The organism is Micromonospora sp. DT46, assembly GCF_049841735.1.
In the GTDB taxonomy this organism is placed as follows: domain Bacteria; phylum Actinomycetota; class Actinomycetes; order Mycobacteriales; family Micromonosporaceae; genus Micromonospora; species Micromonospora reichwaldensis.
Map to the genome: position 1 here is coordinate 417863 of NZ_JBNCKW010000008.1, position 21225 is coordinate 439087.

18 protein-coding genes are annotated in these 21225 nt (G+C 72.8%); 9 read left to right on the top strand and 9 right to left on the bottom strand.

Going from position 1 to position 21225, the window contains the following annotated elements; genetic code table 11:
• Window positions 1-89: 89 nt before the first annotated feature.
• On the bottom strand, window positions 90-1184 hold the full coding sequence (locus tag ACLQ20_RS24070) for a sugar kinase (protein ID WP_151456148.1): 1095 nt from the start codon (window positions 1182-1184) through the stop codon (window positions 90-92).
• A 3-nt stretch (window positions 1185-1187) separates the two neighbouring features.
• Window positions 1188-1814: a bifunctional 4-hydroxy-2-oxoglutarate aldolase/2-dehydro-3-deoxy-phosphogluconate aldolase gene (gene eda / locus ACLQ20_RS24075; protein ID WP_225852365.1), complete on the bottom strand. Its 627-nt coding sequence runs from the start codon at window positions 1812-1814 to the stop codon at window positions 1188-1190.
• A 93-nt stretch (window positions 1815-1907) separates the two neighbouring features.
• Between eda and ACLQ20_RS24080 the strand changes: the two genes are divergently transcribed.
• The 3 genes from ACLQ20_RS24080 to ACLQ20_RS24090 all read left to right on the top strand — a co-directional run bounded on the left by ACLQ20_RS24080 (window position 1908) and on the right by ACLQ20_RS24090 (window position 5779).
• Window positions 1908-2684, top strand: a complete 777-nt coding sequence (locus ACLQ20_RS24080; protein WP_225852366.1) for an IclR family transcriptional regulator — start codon at window positions 1908-1910, stop codon at window positions 2682-2684.
• A 192-nt stretch (window positions 2685-2876) separates the two neighbouring features.
• Window positions 2877-4430 carry a ricin-type beta-trefoil lectin domain protein gene (locus tag ACLQ20_RS24085; RefSeq protein WP_327031035.1) on the top strand — a complete coding sequence of 518 codons (1554 nt, stop codon included), beginning with the start codon at window positions 2877-2879 and terminating at the stop codon, window positions 4428-4430.
• A gap of 86 nt (window positions 4431-4516) precedes the next feature.
• The gene (locus ACLQ20_RS24090) at window positions 4517-5779 is read left to right on the top strand and encodes a ricin-type beta-trefoil lectin domain protein (protein WP_425857741.1); all 1263 of its coding nucleotides are present in this window, start codon (window positions 4517-4519) and stop codon (window positions 5777-5779) included.
• Window positions 5780-5912: 133 nt separating this feature from the next.
• Here ACLQ20_RS24090 and ACLQ20_RS24095 read toward each other — a convergent pair whose 3' ends face one another.
• Window positions 5913-6854: a phosphotransferase gene (locus tag ACLQ20_RS24095; RefSeq protein WP_425857742.1), complete on the bottom strand. Its 942-nt coding sequence runs from the start codon at window positions 6852-6854 to the stop codon at window positions 5913-5915.
• A gap of 171 nt (window positions 6855-7025) precedes the next feature.
• On the opposite strand from ACLQ20_RS24095, the gene ACLQ20_RS24100 reads away from it, so the two are divergent.
• The 5 genes from ACLQ20_RS24100 (at window position 7026) to ACLQ20_RS24120 (ending at window position 13570) form a co-directional block, all read left to right on the top strand.
• Window positions 7026-7568 carry a hypothetical protein gene (locus ACLQ20_RS24100; protein WP_425857743.1) on the top strand — a complete coding sequence of 181 codons (543 nt, stop codon included), beginning with the start codon at window positions 7026-7028 and terminating at the stop codon, window positions 7566-7568.
• Window positions 7569-8274: 706 nt separating this feature from the next.
• Window positions 8275-9801, top strand: coding sequence for a TROVE domain-containing protein (locus ACLQ20_RS24105; RefSeq protein WP_425857744.1), 1527 nt, complete (start codon window positions 8275-8277; stop codon window positions 9799-9801).
• Window positions 9802-9965: 164 nt separating this feature from the next.
• Window positions 9966-10865: a bile acid:sodium symporter family protein gene (locus ACLQ20_RS24110; protein ID WP_425857745.1), complete on the top strand. Its 900-nt coding sequence runs from the start codon at window positions 9966-9968 to the stop codon at window positions 10863-10865.
• 84 nt (window positions 10866-10949) lie between these two features.
• Window positions 10950-11432, top strand: a complete 483-nt coding sequence (locus tag ACLQ20_RS24115; protein WP_425857746.1) for an NUDIX domain-containing protein — start codon at window positions 10950-10952, stop codon at window positions 11430-11432.
• Window positions 11433-11692: 260 nt separating this feature from the next.
• Window positions 11693-13570, top strand: a complete 1878-nt coding sequence (locus ACLQ20_RS24120; protein ID WP_358119173.1) for an ATP-binding cassette domain-containing protein — start codon at window positions 11693-11695, stop codon at window positions 13568-13570.
• A 50-nt stretch (window positions 13571-13620) separates the two neighbouring features.
• Here ACLQ20_RS24120 and ACLQ20_RS24125 read toward each other — a convergent pair whose 3' ends face one another.
• The 3 genes from ACLQ20_RS24125 to ACLQ20_RS24135 all read right to left on the bottom strand — a co-directional run bounded on the left by ACLQ20_RS24125 (window position 13621) and on the right by ACLQ20_RS24135 (window position 17644).
• Window positions 13621-15204: a DHA2 family efflux MFS transporter permease subunit gene (locus ACLQ20_RS24125; RefSeq protein WP_151453071.1), complete on the bottom strand. Its 1584-nt coding sequence runs from the start codon at window positions 15202-15204 to the stop codon at window positions 13621-13623.
• Between the two features lie 215 nt (window positions 15205-15419).
• The gene (locus ACLQ20_RS24130; RefSeq protein ID WP_151453070.1) at window positions 15420-17048 is read right to left on the bottom strand and encodes an isovaleryl-CoA dehydrogenase; all 1629 of its coding nucleotides are present in this window, start codon (window positions 17046-17048) and stop codon (window positions 15420-15422) included.
• Window positions 17045-17644 carry a TetR/AcrR family transcriptional regulator gene (locus tag ACLQ20_RS24135; RefSeq protein WP_425857747.1) on the bottom strand — a complete coding sequence of 200 codons (600 nt, stop codon included), beginning with the start codon at window positions 17642-17644 and terminating at the stop codon, window positions 17045-17047. The genes ACLQ20_RS24130 and ACLQ20_RS24135 overlap by 4 nt, the downstream gene beginning before the upstream one ends.
• Before the next feature lie 101 nt (window positions 17645-17745).
• On the opposite strand from ACLQ20_RS24135, the gene ACLQ20_RS24140 reads away from it, so the two are divergent.
• Window positions 17746-18201 (top strand): hypothetical protein, encoded by a 456-nt coding sequence (locus ACLQ20_RS24140; RefSeq protein ID WP_425857748.1) that lies wholly within the window; start codon window positions 17746-17748, stop codon window positions 18199-18201.
• 108 nt (window positions 18202-18309) lie between these two features.
• Here the strand turns inward: ACLQ20_RS24140 and ACLQ20_RS24145 are convergent, their stop codons facing one another.
• The 3 genes from ACLQ20_RS24145 to ACLQ20_RS24155 all read right to left on the bottom strand — a co-directional run bounded on the left by ACLQ20_RS24145 (window position 18310) and on the right by ACLQ20_RS24155 (window position 21137).
• Window positions 18310-18750, bottom strand: a complete 441-nt coding sequence (locus tag ACLQ20_RS24145; RefSeq protein ID WP_151453079.1) for a hypothetical protein — start codon at window positions 18748-18750, stop codon at window positions 18310-18312.
• A gap of 101 nt (window positions 18751-18851) precedes the next feature.
• Window positions 18852-20015 carry an FG-GAP repeat domain-containing protein gene (locus tag ACLQ20_RS24150; protein WP_425857749.1) on the bottom strand — a complete coding sequence of 388 codons (1164 nt, stop codon included), beginning with the start codon at window positions 20013-20015 and terminating at the stop codon, window positions 18852-18854.
• Between the two features lie 195 nt (window positions 20016-20210).
• On the bottom strand, window positions 20211-21137 hold the full coding sequence (locus ACLQ20_RS24155; RefSeq protein WP_151453066.1) for a phosphotransferase: 927 nt from the start codon (window positions 21135-21137) through the stop codon (window positions 20211-20213).
• Window positions 21138-21225: the final 88 nt, after the last annotated feature.

The following is a 21225-nucleotide window of genomic DNA, read 5'->3' on the forward strand; positions in this document are numbered from 1 at the left end:
CTGGCCGCCGGCCGGCCGCGTCGTGCACTGCGGACCGCCGCCGGGGCCCGGGAGCCGCGCCGCTCCCGAGCCGGTCGGCCGTCGGCGGGTCAGCGCTGCACGCGCGCGCCGGCGCCCCGGACGAGCGCCTCGACCTCCCGGAGGCTGGCCATCGAGGTGTCGCCGGGCGTGGTCATCGCCAGCGCGCCGTGCGCCGCACCGTACTCGACGGCCGTGGCCAGGTCACCCTTCTCCAGCAGCCCGTAGATGAGGCCGGAGGCGAAGCTGTCGCCCCCGCCGACGCGGTCCATGATCTCCAGGCCGGGCCGGTGGGTCGCCTCGACGAACCGCCCGTCGGCCCAGGCGATCGCGCCCCAGTCGTTGACGGTGGCGGTGCGCACCGTACGCAGGGTGGTGGCGACGACCTTGAAGTTGTCGTACTCCTTGGTGGCCGCCTCGATCATCCGCTGGAAGTTGGCCACCTCCAGCTCCGACAGCGACGCGTCCGTGTCGGGCACCTCGAAGCCCAACGAGGCGGTGAAGTCCTCCTCGTTGCCGATCATCACGTCGACGTACCGGGCCAGCCGGCGGTTGACCTCCTGCGCGCGGGCCTGCCCGCCGACCGCCTTCCAGAGGCTGGGCCGGTAGTTCAGGTCATACGACACGACGGTGCCGTGCCGGGCCGCGGCGGCCATCGCCGCCTCCATCGTCTCCGGGGTGGTCTCGGAGAGGGCGGCGTAGATGCCGCCGGTGTGCAGCCACCGCACCCCCAGCGTGCCGAACAGGTGGTCCCAGTCCACCTGGTCGGGCCGGAGCTGGCTGGCGGCGCTGTGGCCACGGTCGGAGGTGCCGACGGCGCCCCGGACGCCGAAGCCGCGCTCGGTGAAGTTGAGCCCGTTGCGCACGGCGCGGCCGACCCCGTCGTAGGGCAGCCAGGTCACCAGTGAGGTGTCCACCCCGCCCTGGAGCACGAGGTCCTCCAGCAGCCGGCCCACCTCGTTGTCGGCGAACGCGGTGACCACGGCGGTCCGCAGCCCGAAGCAGCGGCGCAGGCCGCGTGCCACGTTGTACTCGCCGCCGCCCTCCCAGGCCCGGAAGGTGCGGGCCGTGCGGACCCGGCCCTCGCCCGGGTCGAGCCGCAGCATGATCTCGCCGAGGGAGACCAGGTCGTACCGGCACTCGCCGGCCGGACGGATGGACAGCACGGCTCAGGCCTCCACGGTCGATCGGGCGGCCTCGACGGCCGCGGCGGTGCGGGCGGCGACCTCGTCCCAACGCCCGGCGGCGATCAGGTCGGGGGCGACCATCCAGGTGCCGCCGACGGCCAGGACGGCGGGCAGGGCCAGGTAGTCGGCGAGGTTGGCGGTGTTGACCCCGCCGGTCGGGACGAACCGCACCGAGCGGTACGGCGCGGCGAGCGCCTTGATCATCGCGACGCCGCCGAGCTGCTCGGCGGGGAAGAACTTGACCGTGTCGAGCCCGGCGTCGAGGGCCATCTGGATCTCGGTGCCGGTGGCGACGCCGGGGAAGACGGGCACGCCCGCCTCCTGGCAGCGCCGGACGACCGCCGGGGAGAACCCGGGGGTGACAACGAACCGGGCGCCCGCCTCGACGGCCCGGTCGACCTGGGCCGGGGTCAGCACGGTGCCGGCGCCGACGAGCAGGTCGCCCCGCTCGGACATGACGCGGATCGACTCGGCCGCGGCGTCGGTGCGGAAGGTCACCTCGGCGCAGGGCAGCCCGCCGCGCACCAGCGCCTCGGCCAACGGGGCGGCGTCGCGGGCGTCGTCGAGCACGACGACCGGCAGGATCCGGGCCGCGCCGACGGTCGCCACGACCGCAGGTCTCTGTTCATCATTCTGTACGCCAGTCACATATGTGACCCTAGCGCTGCCGCCCGGCCTGTCAACCCCGCTAGAGTGGCGCCCATGACGCTGCCCGGCGGGTTCCAGCCCGTGAAGTCCTCCACCCGGACGCTGGAGGTGCTGGAGGCGCTGGCCGCCTCGCCGCAGCGGCGCTCGCTGGTCGACCTGGCCCGCGCGCTGGACATCCCGAAGAGCAGCCTGCACGGCATCCTGCGCACCATGGCCCAGCGCGGCTGGGTCGAGAGCGACCCGACCGGCACCCGCTTCGGGCTCGGGGTACGCGCGCTCCAGGTCGGTGCCGCGTACCTCACCAGCGACGACACCGTGGGCCTGCTCGGCGGGGTGCTCGACGACCTGTCGCGGCAGTTCGGCGAGACCGTCCACCTGGGACGCCTGGACGGCGCGCACATCGTCTACCTCGCCAAGCGCGAGTCGGTGCACCCGCTGCGGCTCTACAGCGCGATCGGCCGGCAACTGCCGGCCCACGCCACCGCCCTGGGCAAGGCGCTGCTCGCCGAGCGCCCGGACGACGCGCTCGACGGGCTGCTGACCTGGCCGCTGCCCGCGCTCACCCCGCACACCGTCACCGACCCCGACGCGCTGCGCGCCGAGCTGGCCGCCGTCCGGGAGCACGGCTACGCGGTGGACCGCGAGGAGAACACCGAAGGCATCGTCTGCTTCGCGACGGCCGTACCCCTGGCGGCGCCGGCCACCGACGCGATCAGCCTGTCGGTGCCGGTGGCCCGGCTGGGCGCCGCCGGCGAGGACCGGATCGTGGCCGCGCTCCGCCGGGCCGTCGACCAGGTCCAGGCGGCGCGCGGCCTGCTCTCCCCCGCCTGATCCGACGCCGCTTCGACGCCCCCGCCGCCCACCGCCGGGCCCGGCGCGGGCGCGCACCGGCCGTCGCCGAGGGCGACGTGCGGGCCACAACTGGCAACCTTCTTGACAGATGTGTCGAGATATCGACAGACTTCTTTCAGAGAGCGCTCTCTTGATCCGTCTGCCACCCCCGCCGCACCGGGAGGAACCCTCTTGTCTCGAAGACTGCGCATGCTCGTCCCCGCCGCCGCCGGCCTGCTGCTCCTCGGCCTGACCCCGGCGGCGGGCCACGCCAGCGACACGTCCCCCGCCGCCCCGGACCGCGCCGAGGCGGCCACTGCCGGGCCCAGCCCCGCCCTGGTCGAGGCGATGCGCCGCGACCTCGGCCTCACCCCCACCCAGGTCGACGAACGACTGCGCACCGAGGCCGCGGCGCCGGTGGTCGAGCGGCGCCTGCGGGCAAAGCTCGGCCCGGCGTTCGCCGGCGCGTGGATCCCGCCCGGCGGGCAGCGCCTCACCGTCGCCGTCACGGATGCGGCCCTCGCCACGGACGTCCGCGCCGAGGGCGCCGACGTCACGGTCGTCGCCCGCAGCGAGCGCACCCTCGACGCGGTCAAGCGCGCCCTCGACCGGCGCACCGCCGCCGCCGACCCGCGCGACGTCCGCGGCTGGCACGTCGACGTCGCCCGCAACAGCGTGGTCGTGACGGTCCGGCCGGGCGCCGCCGACAAGGCCATCGCGTACGCCAAGGCCAGCGGCGTGCCCGCGGACGCGATCCGGGTCGTCACCGCGACCGACGCGCCCCGCCCGCTCTACGACATCCGCGGCGGCGACCAGTACGTGATCAACGGCAACACCCTCTGCTCGGTCGGCTTCGCGGTCGTCGGCGGCTTCGTCACCGCAGGCCACTGCGGGGGCGTCGGCAGCCCGACCCTCGGCTTCAACAACGTCTCCCAGGGCACGTTCGCGGGGTCGTCGTTCCCCGGCAACGACTACGGGTGGGTACGCACCAACGGCTCCTGGACGCCGCAGCCCTGGGTGAACAACTACGCCGGAGGCAACGTGACGGTCGCCGGCTCGCAGGACGCGGCGATCGGCAGTTCGGTCTGCCGCTCCGGGCGTACGACCGGCTGGCGCTGCGGGACCATCCTGGGTCGCAACGAGACGGTCAACTACCCGCAGGGTGCGGTGTCGGGCCTGACCCGCAGCAACGCCTGCGCCGAGGGCGGCGACTCCGGCGGGGCCTGGATCTCCGGCAACCAGGCCCAGGGCGTCACCTCCGGCGGTTCCGGCAACTGCTCCACGGGCGGCACGACCTGGTTCCAGCCGGTCAACGAGATCCTCGGCGTCTACGGGCTGTCCCTGGTGACCACCGGTGGCGGCGGCGGAAGCCGGCTGATCAGCAACTGGAACAACCGCTGCATCGACGTGCCGAACTCCAACTTCTCCGACGGCGTGCCCCTGCAGACCTGGACCTGCAACGGCACCGGCGCGCAGTCGTGGACCTTCACCGGCGGCACGCTGCGCACCCAGAACAACAAGTGCATGGACGTGGCGTGGGGGTCCACCGCCAACGGCGCGGTCATCCAGATCGCCAACTGCAGCGGCAACCCGGCCCAGCAGTTCGTCCTCTCGGCCGCCGGTGACCTGGTCAACCCGCAGGCCAACAAGTGCGTCGACATCAAGGAGTGGAACAACTCCGACGGCGCCCGCCTGCACCTGTGGGACTGCCTCGGCGCCGCCAACCAGAAGTGGCGTCGCGGCTGACCGGCACCCGTCCGCCGTCGCGCCCACGCCGAACGGCCGATCGTCCGCGCGAGACATCGCGCCGGCATCCTCCAAGGAGGTCCCACATGTTCAGAGTCCGTACCCGTCGCCGGCCGTGGGCGCTCGCCCTCGCCGCGACCGCGATCATCGCCGCCACCACAGCCCTCTCCGTGCCGGTCCACCCCGAACCGGCGCAGGCCGCCATCGGGGGGATCACCTGGCAGGACGAGTTCAACGCCTCCGCCGGCACGCCCGTCGACCAGAGCAAGTGGCGCTTCGACATCGGCGGCGGCGGCTGGGGCAACAACGAGCGGCAGTACTACACCAACAGCACGAGCAACGCCGTGCACGACGGCCAGGGCAACCTGGTGATCACCGCCCGCCGCGAGAACCCCGCCAACTACCAGTGCCACTACGGCCGGTGCGAGTACACCTCTGCCCGGCTGCTGACGGCGGCCACGTTCACCCAGGCGTACGGCCGCTTCGAGGCCCGCATCAAGATCCCGCGCGGTCAGGGCATCTGGCCGGCGTTCTGGATGCTCGGCAACGACATGGGCGGCGTGGGCTGGCCGAACGCGGGCGAGATCGACATCATGGAGAACATCGGCCGGGAGCCGAACACCGTCTACGGCACCATCCACGGCCCGGGCTACTCGGGTGGCGGCGGCATCACCGGCAGCCGCACCATCGGCCAGCCACTCGCCGACACCTTCCACACCTACCGGGTGGACTGGGAACCGAACTCCATCATCTGGTACCTCGACGGCGTCGAGTTCCACCGGGTCGATCCGGGTCGGCTGGGCGGCAACCGCTGGGTGTTCGACCACCCGTTCTTCATGATCCTCAACGTGGCGGTGGGCGGGAACTGGCCGGGCTACCCCGACGCCTCCACGCAGTTCCCGCAGCAGATGCTCGTGGACTACGTACGCGTCTCGGGCTACACCTCGGGCGGCAACCCGCCGACCGGCACCAACGCCATCCGGGGCGCGCTGAGCGGTCGGTGCATCGACATCCCGAGCGCCAACCCGGTCGACGGGGCCAAGCTCCAGATCTGGGACTGCAACGGCACCGCCGCGCAGGCCTGGACGTTCGCCTCCGACGGCACGATCCGGGCGATGGGCAAGTGCATGGACCCGGCCTGGGCCGGCACGGCGAACGGCACCGAGGTCAACCTCGTCACCTGCAACGGCAACCCGGCGCAACGCTTCACGCTCAACGCCGCCGGTGACCTGGTCAACCTCAGCGCCAACCGCTGCGTCGACGTACGGGACCGCAACCCCAGCAACGGGGGCAAGCTCCAACTGTGGGACTGCACGGGCGACGCCAACCAGAAGTGGTCCCGCGTCTGATCCCCTCGACGCGGACGCCGGCAGGGTCGGCCGGGGCACACCGCCTCGACCGGCCCTGCCGGCTCGCGCCCCCTCAGCGGCCGTACCGCGCTGCTGTCCCCGTTCGACCGCCTGGTGTACGACCAGGCACACGTCACACCCTGTCCGGCACGCCACACCCAACCCAACGCCGGACCTGCTCGGCCGCCTGGTCAGCAACGGCGTGCCCCACCGGGCGAGTCACCAGGTCACTCAACGCGAACATGTCCAGGACCCGCCCCACGTAGGCCCAGTCCTCGACCAGGGGCAGGTCCGCAGGCTGCTGCTCAGCGAATCCCGCGCGGAAGCCGTCCAGGAAGCCGGCGGGATAGTCGGCGCCGAACCGGGCCATGTTCGCGGCGTCGCCATACGGGCAACCGGAGTAGCTGAACTCCCAGTCGAGCAGCGCATCCACCCGCCAACCGCCGCCCACGCGAGAGACCAGGATGTTCTTCGGGTTGATGTCGGCATGCACCAGCCGGGTGTGACCGTCAACGCCTTCCAGCGCCGACGAGTGAGCCGCGCACAACTCCGCCCAGGCACGACGCGTCTCGCCGTCGAGCCGGCCCTCGGGAACCGCGGCCATACAAGCCTCGACGACCTCAACCAGTTGCTGCGACCACGGGTCTTCCTCCTTGACGGTGAGGTCCGCGTCGACGAAGAAGCCTCGTCGGTCGAACGCCACCACAGCGACCTCCGCGACGACCCTTCCGACCTCAGCCCCCAGCTCACCCGCTTCCACCTGACCAAGATCACCCTTGGCGAGCACCCCGCTCAGAGCATCGCCGTCCACATACTCGATGACCATCGCCGGCCGCACGCTCTCGTCCTCACCGGGTGTGACCAACAGGACGTCCGGAACTGGCACATGCCGACGGGCGGCGGCCATGACCCCGGCCTCGATCGCCGGGTCCGTTCCTCCGAACCGGGCAACGACTTGGCCGTCAGCAAGCGTGAGCAGACACGTCTCGTGAGAGAAGCCGCCCGCCAACACGGATGTCGTCACCACCCTGCTGCCCAGTGCCGCCGCGATGCCCTCGAGTTCTTCGACGCGCATCCGAACAGTCCATCAGGACGGTAGGACATCCAACCGACCGAAGCTACGTGCCGACGTACGCAGCGACCGCTGCTCCGCAGCGTGGCGGCACCCGCCCCGCCCGCTGGATAGGACCGACCGGTCGCGGCCTTCTGCTGTTTGTCACCCCGTCGGGCCGGGCAGGGGGCCACAGTGACCTACACCGATGCACGCCACACCGTCGAGTTCAGACGGTCGGCCCTCCGGCTGGTCCGGAGGACGACCCTGGGGCTGCTCGCCGCCGCAGTGATCGGGGTCCTCGTCAGCCTGGCGCGGGGTCGGCTGTGGTGGGACGGGCTGTGGGTGCTGCTGCCGTACCTCGCGGTCTTCCACTTCTCGCCGCTACCAACCCCACCGAGAGGCAGCCAGCGGACGCGCCTGCCGGTGCGGCTCGACGACCAGCGACTGGAGGTGTCGGGCCCCGGCGACACGACCCTGGCGATCGACTGGTCGAACGTCGAGCGCGCCGAGATCCGCGGGCGCCTGACGCCGTCGCTGCACGTCGAGCCGGCCGATCCGGAACGGACCCGACCACCGATGAGGCGATGGCAGTGGGCCGGGTACGGGCAGAGCCGCCCGTACGAGATCGTGGTGCCGCTCACCGGCATGACGCCAGGCCCGGGTGTGCTACGCCGCGAGCTGGCCCGGTGGTTGCCGGGGGCCACCCAGGAGGACACGCTGGGGCTGCGGCAGTGAACTGGCTTGCCCACTTCCGCACCGGTCGCCTACCTTCGGCCGGCACCTCCCGGTGCGCAGGCAACGGCTACTTCCGCTTCCAACGGGGAGACGCGGGTGCGAATCCCGCCGCCGCCGAAATGCGGTGTCGACCAGCAGCCCAGGTCACCTTGGCCCGCGAGGGCCAGTCTCCGTTGCCGCTTCGATCTCGGGAGGTGCGCGCGCCGCGTACCCGGTGCGTAGACAGCGGATACTTCATCTATGGGTCGGGGGTTCGAGTCCCCTCCAGCCTTCCGGGGCTGGTAGCTCAGCTGGCAGAGCGATAGCCCTTCCGCCGTCGACCTTCTGGTCTCGGGTGCGCGGCGTGGCCGTCATTTCCGGCCCCGGTCACCGGGCGGCAAACCTCGTTGCCCCCGAGGCGGCGCCACCGCTACGGTCGTGCCCGCACCTCCCGGTGCGAAGGCGACGGTTACATCTTGGAGGGGTGCCCGCACCCCGTTGAAGAGGCCGTCCGTCGCCGGCTCCGATCTCGGGAGGCGCGACCACGCCGCACGCCCGGTGCGCAGGTGACGGTTACTTCAGGGATCCGCAGGTTGGAGGTTCGAGTCCTCCGCCGCCTTCGGGCGGCTGGCTCAAGCGGCAGAGCGGCGGACAGGTCCGTCGCCGACTTCTGGTCTCGGGTGTGCGGTGCGGTCGCGCCTTCCGCTCCACCCACACGGGGTACGCGATGGCCAAGTTCAACCTCAAGCTGCGGCGCGCCAAGCTGCCCGTCACCGCCGAGGGCGCGACCGGCTTCGTCCGCGAGCCACGGGCCGAGCTGTTCCTGCTGGGCGTGTCGAACATGGTCGGCGAGGACACCTTCTACGAGGGCGCCGCCGACCGGGACTCCCGGTTCCGCGAGCTGGTCGCCGCCGTGGCCGTCGCCGACCCCGACTGGTTCGGGCGCTTCGTGCGGTGGCTGCGTACCGGCGCGATGCTGCGGTCCGCATCCGTCGTGGCCGCCCTGGAGGGTGCCCGCGCGCAGGTCGCCGCCGGCATCCCCGGTTCCCGGGCGGTGGTGGACTCCGCGTTGCAGCGGGCCGACGAGCCGGGCGAGGCCCTCGCGTACTGGCTGGGTCGCCACGGCCGGGCGATGCCCAAGCCGGTCAAGCGGGGCATCGCCGACGCGGTGACGCGGCTGTACCACGAGCGGAGCCTGCTCAAGTACGACGCCGACGGCAGCGCGGTGCGGTTCGGCGACGTCATCGACCTGACCCACCCGACGGCCCGGGACGCGCGGCAGGGCGACCTCTTCCGGCACGCGTTGGACCGCCGGCACAAGCGCGACAACCCGCTGCCCGGGTCCCTCACGATGCTGGCGGCGCGGGCCGAGCTCATGGCGTTGCCGGTCGAGCGGCGCGTGGAGATCACCGACCCGGCGGTGCTGGGCGCGGCCGGCATGACCTGGGAGGCCCTCGCGGGCTGGCGGCAGACCGCGATGGACGCCGCAGCGTGGGAGGCGATCATCCCGACCATGGGCTACCTGGCGCTGCTGCGCAACCTGCGCAACTTCGACCGGGCCGGCGTCAGCGACACCGTCGCCGAGGCCGTGGCGGCGAGGCTGGCCGACCCGGGCGAGGTCGCCCGGTCGCGCGTGCTGCCGATGCGGTACCTGTCGGCGTACAACGCGGCACCGAGCCTGCGGTGGGCGTACCCGTTGGAGCGGGCGTTGCAGCAGGCGCTGGCGCACGTGCCCGCCCTGGACGGGCGGACCCTGGTTCTGATCGACACGTCGGGGTCGATGAACAGCGCGTTCAGCAAGGACGGCACGCTGCGCTGCTGGGACGCGGCCACCGTGTTCGGCCTCGCGCTGGCCGCCCGCGCGCGGGACGCCACGGTGGTGTCGTTCTCCAACGCCAGCACGGTGTTCCCGGCCGTCGCCGGTGAGTCGGTGCTGGCGGCGGTGCGCCGGTTCAAGGAGGGTGGCTACTTCTACGGCGCCGGGACCCAGACCGAGAAGGCGGTGCGCGACCACTACGACCGGCACGACCGGGTGGTCATCCTCACCGACGAGCAGGCGCACTGGCACGGCGCGGCAGACGTCACGGCCGCCGTGCCGGCGCGGATACCGGTGTACACCTGGAACCTGGCCGGATACCGGGTCGGGCACGCGCCGGCGACCGGCAACCGGCACACGTTCGGCGGCCTCTCCGACGCCGCGTTCGCGATGATTCCGCTCATCGAGGCGGGGTCACGAGACCGGTGGCCCTTCTGACCGCGTCGTGGCGTCGGCCCCGTCGCCCGGGGCCGGCGCCGGGGCACGGCCGGTGGACGACGCCCATTGACGGTCGTCTCCGCACGTTGCAAGATGCGGGCGCACCCGTCGTGGTGTGAAGCTCCGGTGATCCCTGGCGTACCGCGATCAGGAGGCCCAGCACTGTGAATACCGGTCTGTCGCTCGTGCTCTTCCCCATCGCGCTGGGCATCGTCATGCTCGGCCTCGGCCTCACCCTGACCATCGCCGACTTCCGTCGCGTCGTCGCCTATCCCCGGGCCGTGATCATCTCCCTGGTCTGCCAGATGCTGGTCCTGCCGGCCGTCTGCCTGGGCCTGGTGCTCGCCGCCGACCTGCGCCCGGAGCTGGCCGTCGGAATGATGCTGCTCGCCGCCTCCCCCGGCGGCAGCACCGCCAGCCTCTTCAGCCACCTGTTCCAGGGCAACGTCGCGCTGAACGTCACCCTGACCGCCATCAACTCGGTACTCGCCCTGTTCACGCTGCCGGTGATCGTCAACCTCTCCGTCGCCGCGTTCATGGGCTCGGACAGCTCGCTCGGCCTCCAGTTCGACAAGGTGCTCCAGGTGTTCGCCCTGGTGCTCATCCCGATCGCGATCGGCATGGTCGTCCGGCAGCGGCGTCCCGCGTTCGCCGAGCGCATGCAGCGACCGGTGAAGATCCTCTCCATCGTGGTCCTCATGGTCGTGATCGTCGGCGCGGTCCTCGGCGTCAAGGACGAACTCGCCGCCACCATCGGCGCGGTCGGCCTCATCGCGCTGCTGTTCAACCTGCTCAGCCTGGCCATCGGGTACGCGGCGCCGCGCCTGCTGCGCGTCGGGCACCGGGATTCCGTCGCGTCGTCGTTCGAGATCGGCGTCCACAACGCCACCCTGGCCATCACGATCGCACTCAGCCCGGCCCTGCTCAACAACACCGACATCGGTATGCCACCGGCGATCTACGGCATCCTGATGTTCTTCACCGCCACCGCCTTCGGCTTCGTCGCCGCCCGCCGCTTCCGGGCCGCGGACGGTCCGACCCGCCTGCCTACCCCGACGGCGTGAGCGGGCACTGAGCCACACCGCGCGAGCGGCGGCGTGCCGTACCGCCGCTCGCGCGCGGCACCGGATTTCGCCTAGGGTCCGGTCATGCCGCCTGAGGGTTCCGACTTCACGGCCGGGCTGCCCCGCAAGCGCATGGGCGCCGGCCTGCTCGTGACCGATCTCGCCGGCCGGGTCCTCCTCGTCGAGCCGGCGTACAAGACGTCGTGGGAGATTCCCGGCGGGTGCGTCGAGGCGGACGAGTCTCCGCACCGGACGGCGGCCCGCGAGTGCCGTGAGGAGCTCGGGCTCGCCATCGAGCCGGGGCGGCTGCTCGTCGTGGACTGGGTCCCCCCGCGGCACCCCAGGACCGAGGGGGTCATGTTCGTCTACGACGGGGGCCGGCTGACCCCGTCGCAGGCCGCCCTGATCGTGTTGCCGCCCGCCGAACTGCGGAGTTGGTCGTGGTGTGACCGGCGGGAGGCCGACGGGCGGCTGGTCCCGCTGCTCGCCCGACGGGTCGCGGAGGCACTCGCCGCGCGCGACGACGGCGTCACCCGCTACCTGGAGGACGGCTTCCGGGTGAGCTGACCCGTCCGGATCCGCTCCATCTTCCCTGCCGTGGGGTCTGGACCAGCGCGTCGTCGACAGTGACCATTGGTAGCTGTGCAAATACTGTGGGTTGGATAGCTCGCTCCCCCACCGCCACCCGACCCGCGACCGACGACCACGTCACCGCGCAGCGAGGAGACACGCCCGTGACCGGAGCCGCCACCCGCACCGAACAGGGCACCACGTCGGAACAGTCGGCTCCGGCAGGGGCGCAGTCGGTCCTGCCGGAGCTGCGGACGATGTACTGGGAGACCGGGATGCAGGCGCGGTCCGAAGCCGGCCTGTTCACCGTCTTCGCCGAACTGCCCCGGCTGGTCTGGACGGCGGTCCGGACCAGCTGGCGGGCCGACCGGCTCCGGACCTCGGTGGTGGCCGCTGCCACGGTCGGCGGCGGGGCGATGGCCGCCTTCGGGCTGCTGGCCACCCAGCGGGTGCTCGTCGAGCTGTTCGCCGGGGGCCCGACCACGGAGAAGGTGGTCGCCGCGACGCCCGCGCTCGCCGTGCTGGCGGGGGCGACCGCGCTGCGCGCCGGCATGGGCATCGCCACCGGGTACGCGCAGAACGGGCTCACCCCGCGGGTGAGCCGGGAGGTGGAACGCGGCCTGTTCGAGATGTCCACGGCGGTACGCCTGGAGGCGTTCGACGCCGACGCGTTCGCCGACGACATGGAGCGCGCCTCCCGGGGCACCGAGTCGACGGTCGACCTGGTGGAGTCGTCGATGAACCTGCTCGCCGGGCTGGCCGGCCTGCTCGCCGTGGCAGTCGCCGTCGTCGTCATCCACCCACTGCTGCTGCTGGCGCTGCTGGTCGCGACGCTGCCCAAGGCCTGGGCGTCGCTGCGGGCCGGGCACCTGCGCTACCGGACCTACACGGCCGGCTCGGTGCGGCGACGGCGGCTGTGGCTGCTGCACCGGCTGATGGCCGAGCGGGACTCGGCGCCGGAGCTGCGCTCCTACGGGCTGCGCCGCTTCCTGCTGGACCAGTACGACCGGGTGATGGAGGTCGAGACCGACATCGAGCTGGCCCTCGCCCGCCGGGTCACCACGACCACCACGGTCGGGGCGGTGATCGGCGGAATCGCCACCGCCGTGGTCTACCTCCTGCTCGGGCTGCTGCTCGTCGACGGTCAGATCCCGCTCGCGGCGGCGGCGACCTGCGTGGTCGCGGTGCAGGCCGCGCAGCGTTCGCTGGCCGTCACCACCTTCCAGGTCGACCGCGTCTACACCGAGGGCCAGCACTTCGGCGACTACACCGGGTTCATGACCCGCGCCGCCGACTACCTGCACGACCCGGCGCCGGGCGCCGCGGGCACGGATCCCGGCCCGCTGCGTGAGCTGGCCGTGCGGGAGGTCAGCCTGCGCTACCCCGACCGGGACGTCCCCGCCGTGGACCGCGTGACGCTGACGATCACGGCGGGGCAGACGGTGGCGTTCGTGGGCGAGAACGGCTCGGGCAAGACCACCCTCGCCGCGATGATCGCCACCCTGCGCGCGCCCACCGAGGGCGTCATCTGCTGGAACGGGCGACCCCTGCCCGAGTGGGACCTCGACCGGTTGCGGGCCCGCATCGCGGTGGTCACGCAGGAATACCACAAGTGGCCGTTCACGGCCGCGACGAACATCGCCGTCGGCGACGTCGAGAGCGAGGCACGGCAGGACCGGATCGAGGCCGCCGCCGCCCGTGCCGTCGCACACGACATGATCCAGGAACTCCCCGACGGGTACGAGACGCTGCTCGACCGGACGTTCGCCAGGGGCCAGGACCTCTCCGGCGGCCAGTGGCAGCGCATCACGGCGGCCCGCGGCTTCCTCCGCGACGCCGAGCTGCTCGTCATGGACGAGCCGTCCTCCGCCCTCGACCCGCGCGCCGAGGACGCCCTGTTCCAGGCCATCCGGGACCGGCAGGGTCGGGCGACCACCATCCTCATCACCCACCGGCTGGCCAACGTCCGGCACGCCGACCGGATCTTCGTCCTGCACGACGGCGCGCTGGTCGAGGCCGGCAGTCACGCCGAACTCGTCGCCGCCGGCGGCCGGTACGCCGAACTGTTCGCCCTCCAGGCCGCCGGCTACCACGGCGCCCACGACGAGCCCGCCCCCGCGCCACGGCAGCGCTGACCGACGGGCGCTCCGGCCCCCGGGGGCGTCCCGGGGGCCGGAGCGTCGCGTCAGTGGATGATGACGGGAGCCTTCGGCTGCCCCTCCTGCTGGCCGTCGAGCAGGTGCGACGGCTCGCGCCGGCGCGGCAGGAACGCCACCGGGACGAACGTGAGCAGCACCAGCGCGAACGCGACCCAGAACGTGGTGGCGAAGGAACTGGCGGCGAAGTCGAGGCCACGCTGGATGAGCGAGGGGTCCACCGGGAACTGCTCGGCCAGCTCCGGCTGCTGCTGGACGGCGATGGCGAGGCCGGCCTCCGTCAACGGCTCCCCGCTCGGGTCGGTCGCCCCGGGGATCGGCCGGGAGCCGTTCAGCTCGCTGGTGAGGATCACCGACATCATGGCGGCGCCCACGGACCCGCCGATCTGCTGGAGGATGTTGACCAGGGTGGAGCCACGGGCCACGTCGTGCGCCTTGAGGGTCTTCAGCGCCGAGGTCATGATCGGCATCATGGTGCCGCCCATGCCCAGGCCCATGACGAACAGCGACCCGCAGAGCAGGACGTACGAGGTCTGCGGGTCGACCTGGGTGAAGGTGAAGAACCCGAGGGCGATGAGTGCCAGCGCGAACGGCACGGTGCGGCCGACGGGGACCCGGTCGGCCAGCATCCCGGCCACCGGCATGGTCACCATCGCGCCGATGCCCTGCGGCGCCATCAGCAGGCCGGCGGCCAGCGTCGTCTCGCCGCGGATCTGCAGGAAGTAGCTCGGGAACAGCAGGCCGGCGCCCATGAACGCGATGATGAACACGAACATGGTCACCGCCGCGACGGTGAGGTTGCGGTTGGCGAACAGCCGCAGGTCGAGCAGGGGGTGCCGGGTCCTGAAGGAGTAGAGGACGAAGGCGACGAGGAGCGCGCCGCCGACCACCATGGGCGCCCACACCCCGGTGTCGGCGAACGTGCCGGTCTCGGGCAGCGAGGAGACGCCGTAGAGGAAGAGGGCGAGCCCCGGCGAGAGCATCAGCATGCCGAGGAAGTCGAACGACTCGGACGGCTCGGGGTTGTCCTTCGGCAGCGCCAGTGCGGCGTAGACGAGTGCCAGGGCGCCGATCGGCAGGTTGATCAGGAAGATCCAGTGCCAGCTCGCGACGTCGATCAGCCAGCCGCCGAGGATCGGGCCTCCGATGGGACCGAGCAGCATCGGGATGCCCAGAACGGCCATCAGCCGGCCGATCCGGTGCGGCCCGGCCGCCCTGGTCATGATCGTCATGCCCAGCGGCAGGAGCATGCCGCCGCCGAGGCCCTGGAGCACGCGGTAGCCGATGAGCTGCCCGATCGTGTCGGCGTTGGCGCACAGCCCGGACCCGATCGTGAACAGCGCGATGGCGATCATGTAGAGCCGCTTGGTGCCGAACCGGTCGGCGGCCCAGCCGCTGAGCGGGATCACCGTGGCCAGCGCGAGCGTGTAGGCCGTCATGGTCCAGGCGACCTCGGCGTACGACGCGTTGAACTCGCGCTGGAAGGTCGGCAGGGCGACGGTGACGACCGTCACGTCGAGGATCGACATGATCGCGCCGAGGACGACGACCCCGGCGACCTTGAGCACCGAGGCGTCGAGTTTGTCCGAGGTCGCGATGGATTGCTGTGTCACTAAATCTCCTGGGTCCCCGTGGTGGCCGGCGCGAGCCGTGCCTCGACCTGTCACGTACTGACACTGTCCGCAGGCAGACTAACGAGCGGCACCGACGATCGGCGTACGATTTCCGACCGCCGGAGAGTGGGCGACGCCACGTCGGCGGGCGGGTCGACCGCCGCAAGGGGCGCTCGCGCGCGAAGTCGGGGCCCGGTCGGCCCCGCCGCCGGCGGTCAGCCCACCTTGGGTACGGCGCGGGAGATGATCGCGGCGAAGTCGACGCCGCGGGGCAGCGTGCCGTACGCCTGGCCGTGGTCGCCGCCGAGCCGGGAGGCGCAGAAGGCGTCGGCGACGGCGGGGTGGCCGTGCCGCACCAGCAGCGAGCCCTGCAGGACCAGGGCGAGCCGCTCGACGACCCGGCGGGCCCGCAGCTCGACGTCGTCGTGGTCGGACAGCTCGGCCTGCACCCGGCGTACGGCGGCGTCGAGCCGGGCGTCGGCGCCGGCCGCGGCGGTGACCTCGGCCTGGAACGCCGCCATGACCTCCGGTTCCCTGGTGAGGGCGCGCAGCACGTCCAGCGCGGCGACGTTGCCGGAGCCCTCCCAGATCGAGTTCAGCGGGGACTCGCGGAAGAGCCTCGGCATGCCCGACTCCTCGACGTAGCCGTTGCCGCCCAGGCATTCGAGGGCCTCGGCCGCGTGCGCCGGCCAGCGCTTGCAGACCCAGTACTTGCCGACGGCGAGGGCGAGCCGCTTGAACGCGGTCTCGCCAGCGTCGCCGCGCGCGGACCGGTCGGTGGCCCCGGCGAGGCGCATCATCAGGACGGTGGCGGCCTCGGACTCGACCGCGAGGTCGGCGAGCACGTTGCGCATCAGGGGCGCCTCGACGAGGTACCGGCCGAAGGCCTGCCGGTGGGTGGCGTGGTGGGCGGCGGTGGTCACGCCCTGGCGCATGCCGGCCGCCGCGCCGATGACGCAGTCGAGGCGGGTCAGGTTGACCATGTCGATGATGGTGCGCACGCCACGGCCCTCGTCGCCGACCCGCCAGGCGACCGCGTGCTCGTACTCGACCTCGGCGGAGGCGTTGGAGCGGTTGCCGAGCTTGTCCTTGAGGCGCATCAGCCGCATCGGGTTGCGCGTGCCGTCGGGCAGGACGCGCGGCACGAGGAAGCAGGTGAGCCCGCCCGGCGCCTGGGCGAGGGTGAGGAAGAGGTCGCACATCGGCGCCGACGTGAACCACTTGTGCCCGAGCAGGCGGTAGGTGCCGTCCGGCTCGGGGCGGGCGGTGGTGGTGTTGGCGCGTACGTCCGAGCCGCCCTGCTTCTCCGTCATCGACATGCCGGCCAGCAGTCCCCGCTTGGCCAGCGGCGGACGCAGCCCGAAGTCGTACGACGTGGCGGTGAGCAGCGGCTCGTAGCGCGCGGCCAGCTCCGGGGCGTGCCGCAGCGCCGGCACGGCGGCATAGGTCATCGAGATCGGGCAGCCGTGGCCGGCGTCGGGACGCCAGGTGTAGAACTTGGCCGCGCGGGCCACGTGCGCGCCCGGCCGGTCGTCCGCCCACGGCGCGGCGTGCAGGCCGTGCGTGACCGCGGTACGCATCAACTCGTGCCAGGCCGGATGGAACTCCACCTCGTCGACGCGGTGGCCGTGCCGGTCGTGGGTGCGCAGGACCGGCGGGTGCTCGTTCGCCAGCCGCCCGTGCTCGATCGCCTGCTCGCCGCCGCCGAGGCGGCCGAGCTCGTGCAGCTCGGCGGCGGCCCAGCCGGCGCCCTCGCGTTCGAGCCCGTCGAGCAGCGCCGCGTCGTCGGCCGTGTCGTGACCGACCAGCGGTGGAACCTGGTTGAGGACCTCGTGCGTCGTCACGGCGACACTCCCAGCGCGCGGTGGAGGAAGGCGGTCAGGTGCTCGATGGTGCGCGGCCCGGCGACCCCGGCGGCCAGGGGGCCGACCATCGCCTCGGCCAGGGCGCCGACCAGCGCGGTGGCGGTCAGCTCGGGATCCTGCGGGGGAAGTTCGCCGCTCGCCACCCCCTGGGCGACGTGACCGGCGATCAGCGCGGCGTACGCGCGGCGGAAGACGAGCCGCTCGGCGTCGACCGCCGGGTCGGCCGGCTCGGCGAGCAGCGCGTACGCCAACCGTGGCGACCGCAGCGCCCGGCCGGAGAACGTCTCGATGACGGCGGTGACCCGCTCGGCGACGGTGCCCTCCAGCGCCGCCGCGCGCGCCACCGCGTCCACCTCGCGCTGCGAGGCCACGCGGAACACCTCGGCGACCAGGGCGGCCTTCGTGGGGAAGTGCCGGTAGACGCTGCCGGTCGCCATCCCGGCCCGCTCGGCGACGGCGGCGACCGAGCAGCCGGCGTACCCGTGCTCGGCCATGATCTCCAGCGCGGCGGTGATGATCCGCTCCCGGGACGCGCTGAGCCGGGCCTTCACGCGTTCGGTGCTCCGGTAGACCACGCAAGGATTGAACCATCATTCAATCCTTGCCGGCAAGGGGCCTGCCAGGCTGGCGTACGACCCGCCCGCGACGCGGTCTAGGCTCCCCCTCTTCGGCCGGAATGGACCCCCTGGCCCGCCTGTTCGTCAAGGGCCGCTGGCAGGACTGGCCCGCCGCGCAACGCGACGCGGCACGGGAGTTCCTGGCGGCCTGGTGGCAGCACACGCTGGTGGATCCCGGGGCGAGCGTCCCCGCCCACGAGGCCCTGGCCTTCGTCGCCGAGGTCAGCGGACAGCTCGCCCCGTGGCTGGACACCTGGGCGCGGCTGCTGGCCGACCCGACGGCTCGGCGACGACTGGTCGCGGCGGCGGACGAGTGGTCGTACGACCTGGTCGTCGACCGCCTGCCCTGGTCGAGCTGGCGGGACGAGGAGGACACGGCGTGCCTCGCGCTGTCGATGTGGGTGCTGCGGCACGCGCCGGCCGCGCTGCGGGAACACGACGCGTCCGCCGAGCTGCGCGACCTCGTGCAACTGCTGGCCCTCCCCGACGCCGACCGGTGGGACAGGCGCGGCTAGCCACGCGAGGCTGCCGGGAACGGCGAAAGGGGGCACCCCCGTCTCGGGAGTGCCCCCTGGGCCGTAGCCGGCACGCGGTCCGCGGGCCAGCCGGGCAGGGGCGATGCGTCAGCAGCCCTGCCGGCGGCTGTAGATCTGGTGGCGCGCGCCCGCCCAGCCGATGTAGCCGACCGCCTCTACGCAGTAGGACGCCGTGCCGGTGACGCCGACCGGGCCGGCGTGGTAGCTGAAGTCACCGGAGTCGGTGTCCGCGCTACCCGAGCGGGTGCAGTGCGCGCCCTCACCGGAACGCTCGGCGCAGCGGTAGATCTGCACGAAGGTGGGTGCCGACTTCCCGTAGGCCGCGCCCCGGTGGTAGAAGCACGCGCTGTTGGTGCCCCCGTTGCTGCTGTTGTAGTAGATCACCAGTTCGCCGTAGCCCGAGGACTGCACCTGGCTGTAGATGATCGTGCCCGAGCAGGAGCCGGCCGCCTGGGCGGCGGGTGCGCCGACCGTCATGACCGACGCGACGGTCACCAGTGCCATCAGGGTCGAGAACACTCTCTTCATGGTCACCAAGGCCCAATCCACAGTCGACTGTCTTCCGTTGTGGATCATGATCGCACACGGGCGCCCGAACACCGCCCCGTGGGCGACACGCCGCCGGGGCGTCAGAGCTGCCGCAGGATGGCCACCTTGTCGTACGCGACGGCGACCACGTCCGGCTTCCCGTCCCCGGTGACGTCGCCGACGGCCAGGGCGTCCTCCTGGGACCCGACCCCGTCGACGCTGTTCGTCGCGTACCCGCCGAGGGTTCCGGTCGGTCCCTGCAGATGGACGCTCACCGCCAACCAGTTGGCGTGCGCGACGACCAGGTCGTTCCGGTTGTCGCCGGTCAGGTCGCCGATCACGAGACCGGCGGCGCAGTCGTAGGCGGGATACCTGGTCGGCGTCGCGGCGAGCCCACCGACGCCCTGCGCGAACACCTGGACGGCGGCGTCCGGGGTGTTGCCCTGGACGCTGGTCACCAGGTCGGCCCGGCCGTCGCCGGTCACGTCACCGACCGCCGCGCCGAGGCTGACCCGGCGGTGGCCGTTACCGTCCGCCGGCGTCCGGTAGGTCGTCGCCGGCCCGTAGGAACCGTCCGCGCGGCGCAGCCGCACCCACGTGCCGTGGCCGTAGAACTGCGCGAGGTCGACCCGGGCATCCCCGTCGAGGTCGGCCACGAAGACCTGGTTCGCCGGCGCACCGGCCGTGAACGGCCCGGTGACCGTCGTGTGCGTCGGGAACGTGTGCGTCGCGCTCTGCGCGTGGATCCTCACCTCGCCCTGCTTCGCACCGACGACCAGGTCCGGGCGCCCGTCACCGGTCACGTCCGCGATCGCGACGTCCTCGGCGCCACCGGCCACCAGCACCGGCGCGGCGAGCCGCCCGCCCCGCTGGAACAACACGTCGACGCCGGCGGACGAGGACATCGCCACGTCCGTACGCCCGTCGCCGTCGATGTCGGCGACCGCCAGCCGTACGTCGCTGTTGTAGCCGCCGTGCGCGGGGATCCTCGTGGGAGCGCCGTACCCGTGGTCGGCCTGCTGGGCGAAGACCAGCACCGAACTCGTCTGCGTGCCGGCGGCGGCGTCCACCCCGACGACGATGTCACGCCGCCCGTCGCCGGTGACGTCGGCGACCGCGACCGCGTTGGTCCCGGTCGACCCCGTCGCGAGGTACCGCGCGGGCGCGAAGGCCCCTGCGCCCGCCGCCCCAGCGCGCGCCGGCGCCGCCACCCCGGCCGCCACGGCGAGCGTCGCCGCCATACCGACCCTGACCAGTCTGTCCATTCCGTCCCCCGTTCGCATCCCGGCCATCGATCGACAGCCGCGCATGCGCCACGTGCCCCGGCCGTCGACGCCGCAAACCTCGCGCGAGGCCGACCCCGGCGATTGGCACGGGGACGCGGCCCGCCCGGCGGCGCGGAACGCGCACGCGCCGTCTGCCGCAGGCCGCGCCGACACCCGCTCACGCCGCAGCCGGCGTCACGGGGCGTGGCGCCACCAGGGGTTCTCGAGAACGAGTTCCTCGAGGTCACGGACGTTCTCGGCAACCGTCTGCGCGGGGATGTCCGGGCGTTGGAGCGAGACGCGGAGGTCCGCGGCGAGGTAGCTCGCCTCGCGCACCTCGCACTCCCGGCGCAGGGTGGCCGGGGACGTCCCCGTCTCGTCGGCGACGACGTCGAGGACGGCCTCCATGTGCGGGCCGCTGAACCGGACCAGGAAGAACCAGTCATCCATCGGTTCGCCGAAGCGCGCCCACTCGAAGTCCAGCAGCGCCGTCACACTGCGGTCGCGAGCGAGCCAGTTTCCCCAGTGGCAGTCCGCGTGGACCGGGACGGCCACGCTCGCCTGCGCCGGCGCGCCCTCCGCTATCGCCGCCAGACCGTCGAGCACCCGGCGAGGGATGATCCCGTCCCGGTTCAGGGCGCCGAGGCTCTCCACCTCGGCGAAGAGCGCGGCCTTGCTGACGAACCCGCCGTGGTCGAGCGTCTCTGCCAGCGTCTGCCGGGCGGGGGCCGCAGGCGTCCAGCGGTGCAGGGCGTGCAGCCGCTGCACCGCCTCCGCCGCCAGCAGGCGCGCGGTCACCTCGTCCACGCCGGGCATGTCCATGCCGGGCGTCGCCCCGGGCGCACGGGCGTAGCAGGCGTAGCGGACCTCGTGGGTCTCCAGCTCGTAGCGCCCGCTGTCGAGCAGCGGCGCCGTGATGCCGGCGGGCAGGTGGGGCGCGAGGGCGATCTCCCGGTCCAGCCGCGAGTGGCGGTCGGCCTCGATGACCTTCACGACGACGTCCGCCCCCAGGTAGACGTGGTGCGAGAGGCTGTCGCCGACGATCATGGGGCCGGGGTCCCGGCCCAGGGCCGCCGTGGCGATCGCGTGGGCCACGTCGTGGGCCTGTCGCGGGTCGATCATCGGCGGTCGCACCGCGGCGTGGCCGTCGTCCTGGAGAACGTCATCCGAGTGTCCGATCGTGAGGGCCGGTCGCGAGAACCCTATCCCC

Excerpts from the sequence above, each read along its gene's own strand:
- ACLQ20_RS24080 (WP_225852366.1), top strand. The coding sequence starts at position 1,908 with ATGACGCTGCCCGGCGGGTTCCAGCCCGTGAAGTCCTCCACCCGGACG.
- ACLQ20_RS24090 (WP_425857741.1), top strand. The coding sequence starts at position 4,517 with ATGTTCAGAGTCCGTACCCGTCGCCGGCCGTGGGCGCTCGCCCTCGCC.
- ACLQ20_RS24095 (WP_425857742.1), bottom strand. The coding sequence starts at position 6,854 with ATGCGCGTCGAAGAACTCGAGGGCATCGCGGCGGCACTGGGCAGCAGG.
- ACLQ20_RS24105 (WP_425857744.1), top strand. The coding sequence starts at position 8,275 with ATGGCCAAGTTCAACCTCAAGCTGCGGCGCGCCAAGCTGCCCGTCACC.
- ACLQ20_RS24115 (WP_425857746.1), top strand. The coding sequence starts at position 10,950 with ATGCCGCCTGAGGGTTCCGACTTCACGGCCGGGCTGCCCCGCAAGCGC.
- ACLQ20_RS24120 (WP_358119173.1), top strand. The coding sequence starts at position 11,693 with ATGTACTGGGAGACCGGGATGCAGGCGCGGTCCGAAGCCGGCCTGTTC.
- ACLQ20_RS24140 (WP_425857748.1), top strand. The coding sequence starts at position 17,746 with ATGGACCCCCTGGCCCGCCTGTTCGTCAAGGGCCGCTGGCAGGACTGG.
- ACLQ20_RS24145 (WP_151453079.1), bottom strand. The coding sequence starts at position 18,750 with ATGAAGAGAGTGTTCTCGACCCTGATGGCACTGGTGACCGTCGCGTCG.
- ACLQ20_RS24150 (WP_425857749.1), bottom strand. The coding sequence starts at position 20,015 with ATGGACAGACTGGTCAGGGTCGGTATGGCGGCGACGCTCGCCGTGGCG.
- ACLQ20_RS24155 (WP_151453066.1), bottom strand. The coding sequence starts at position 21,137 with ATGATCGACCCGCGACAGGCCCACGACGTGGCCCACGCGATCGCCACG.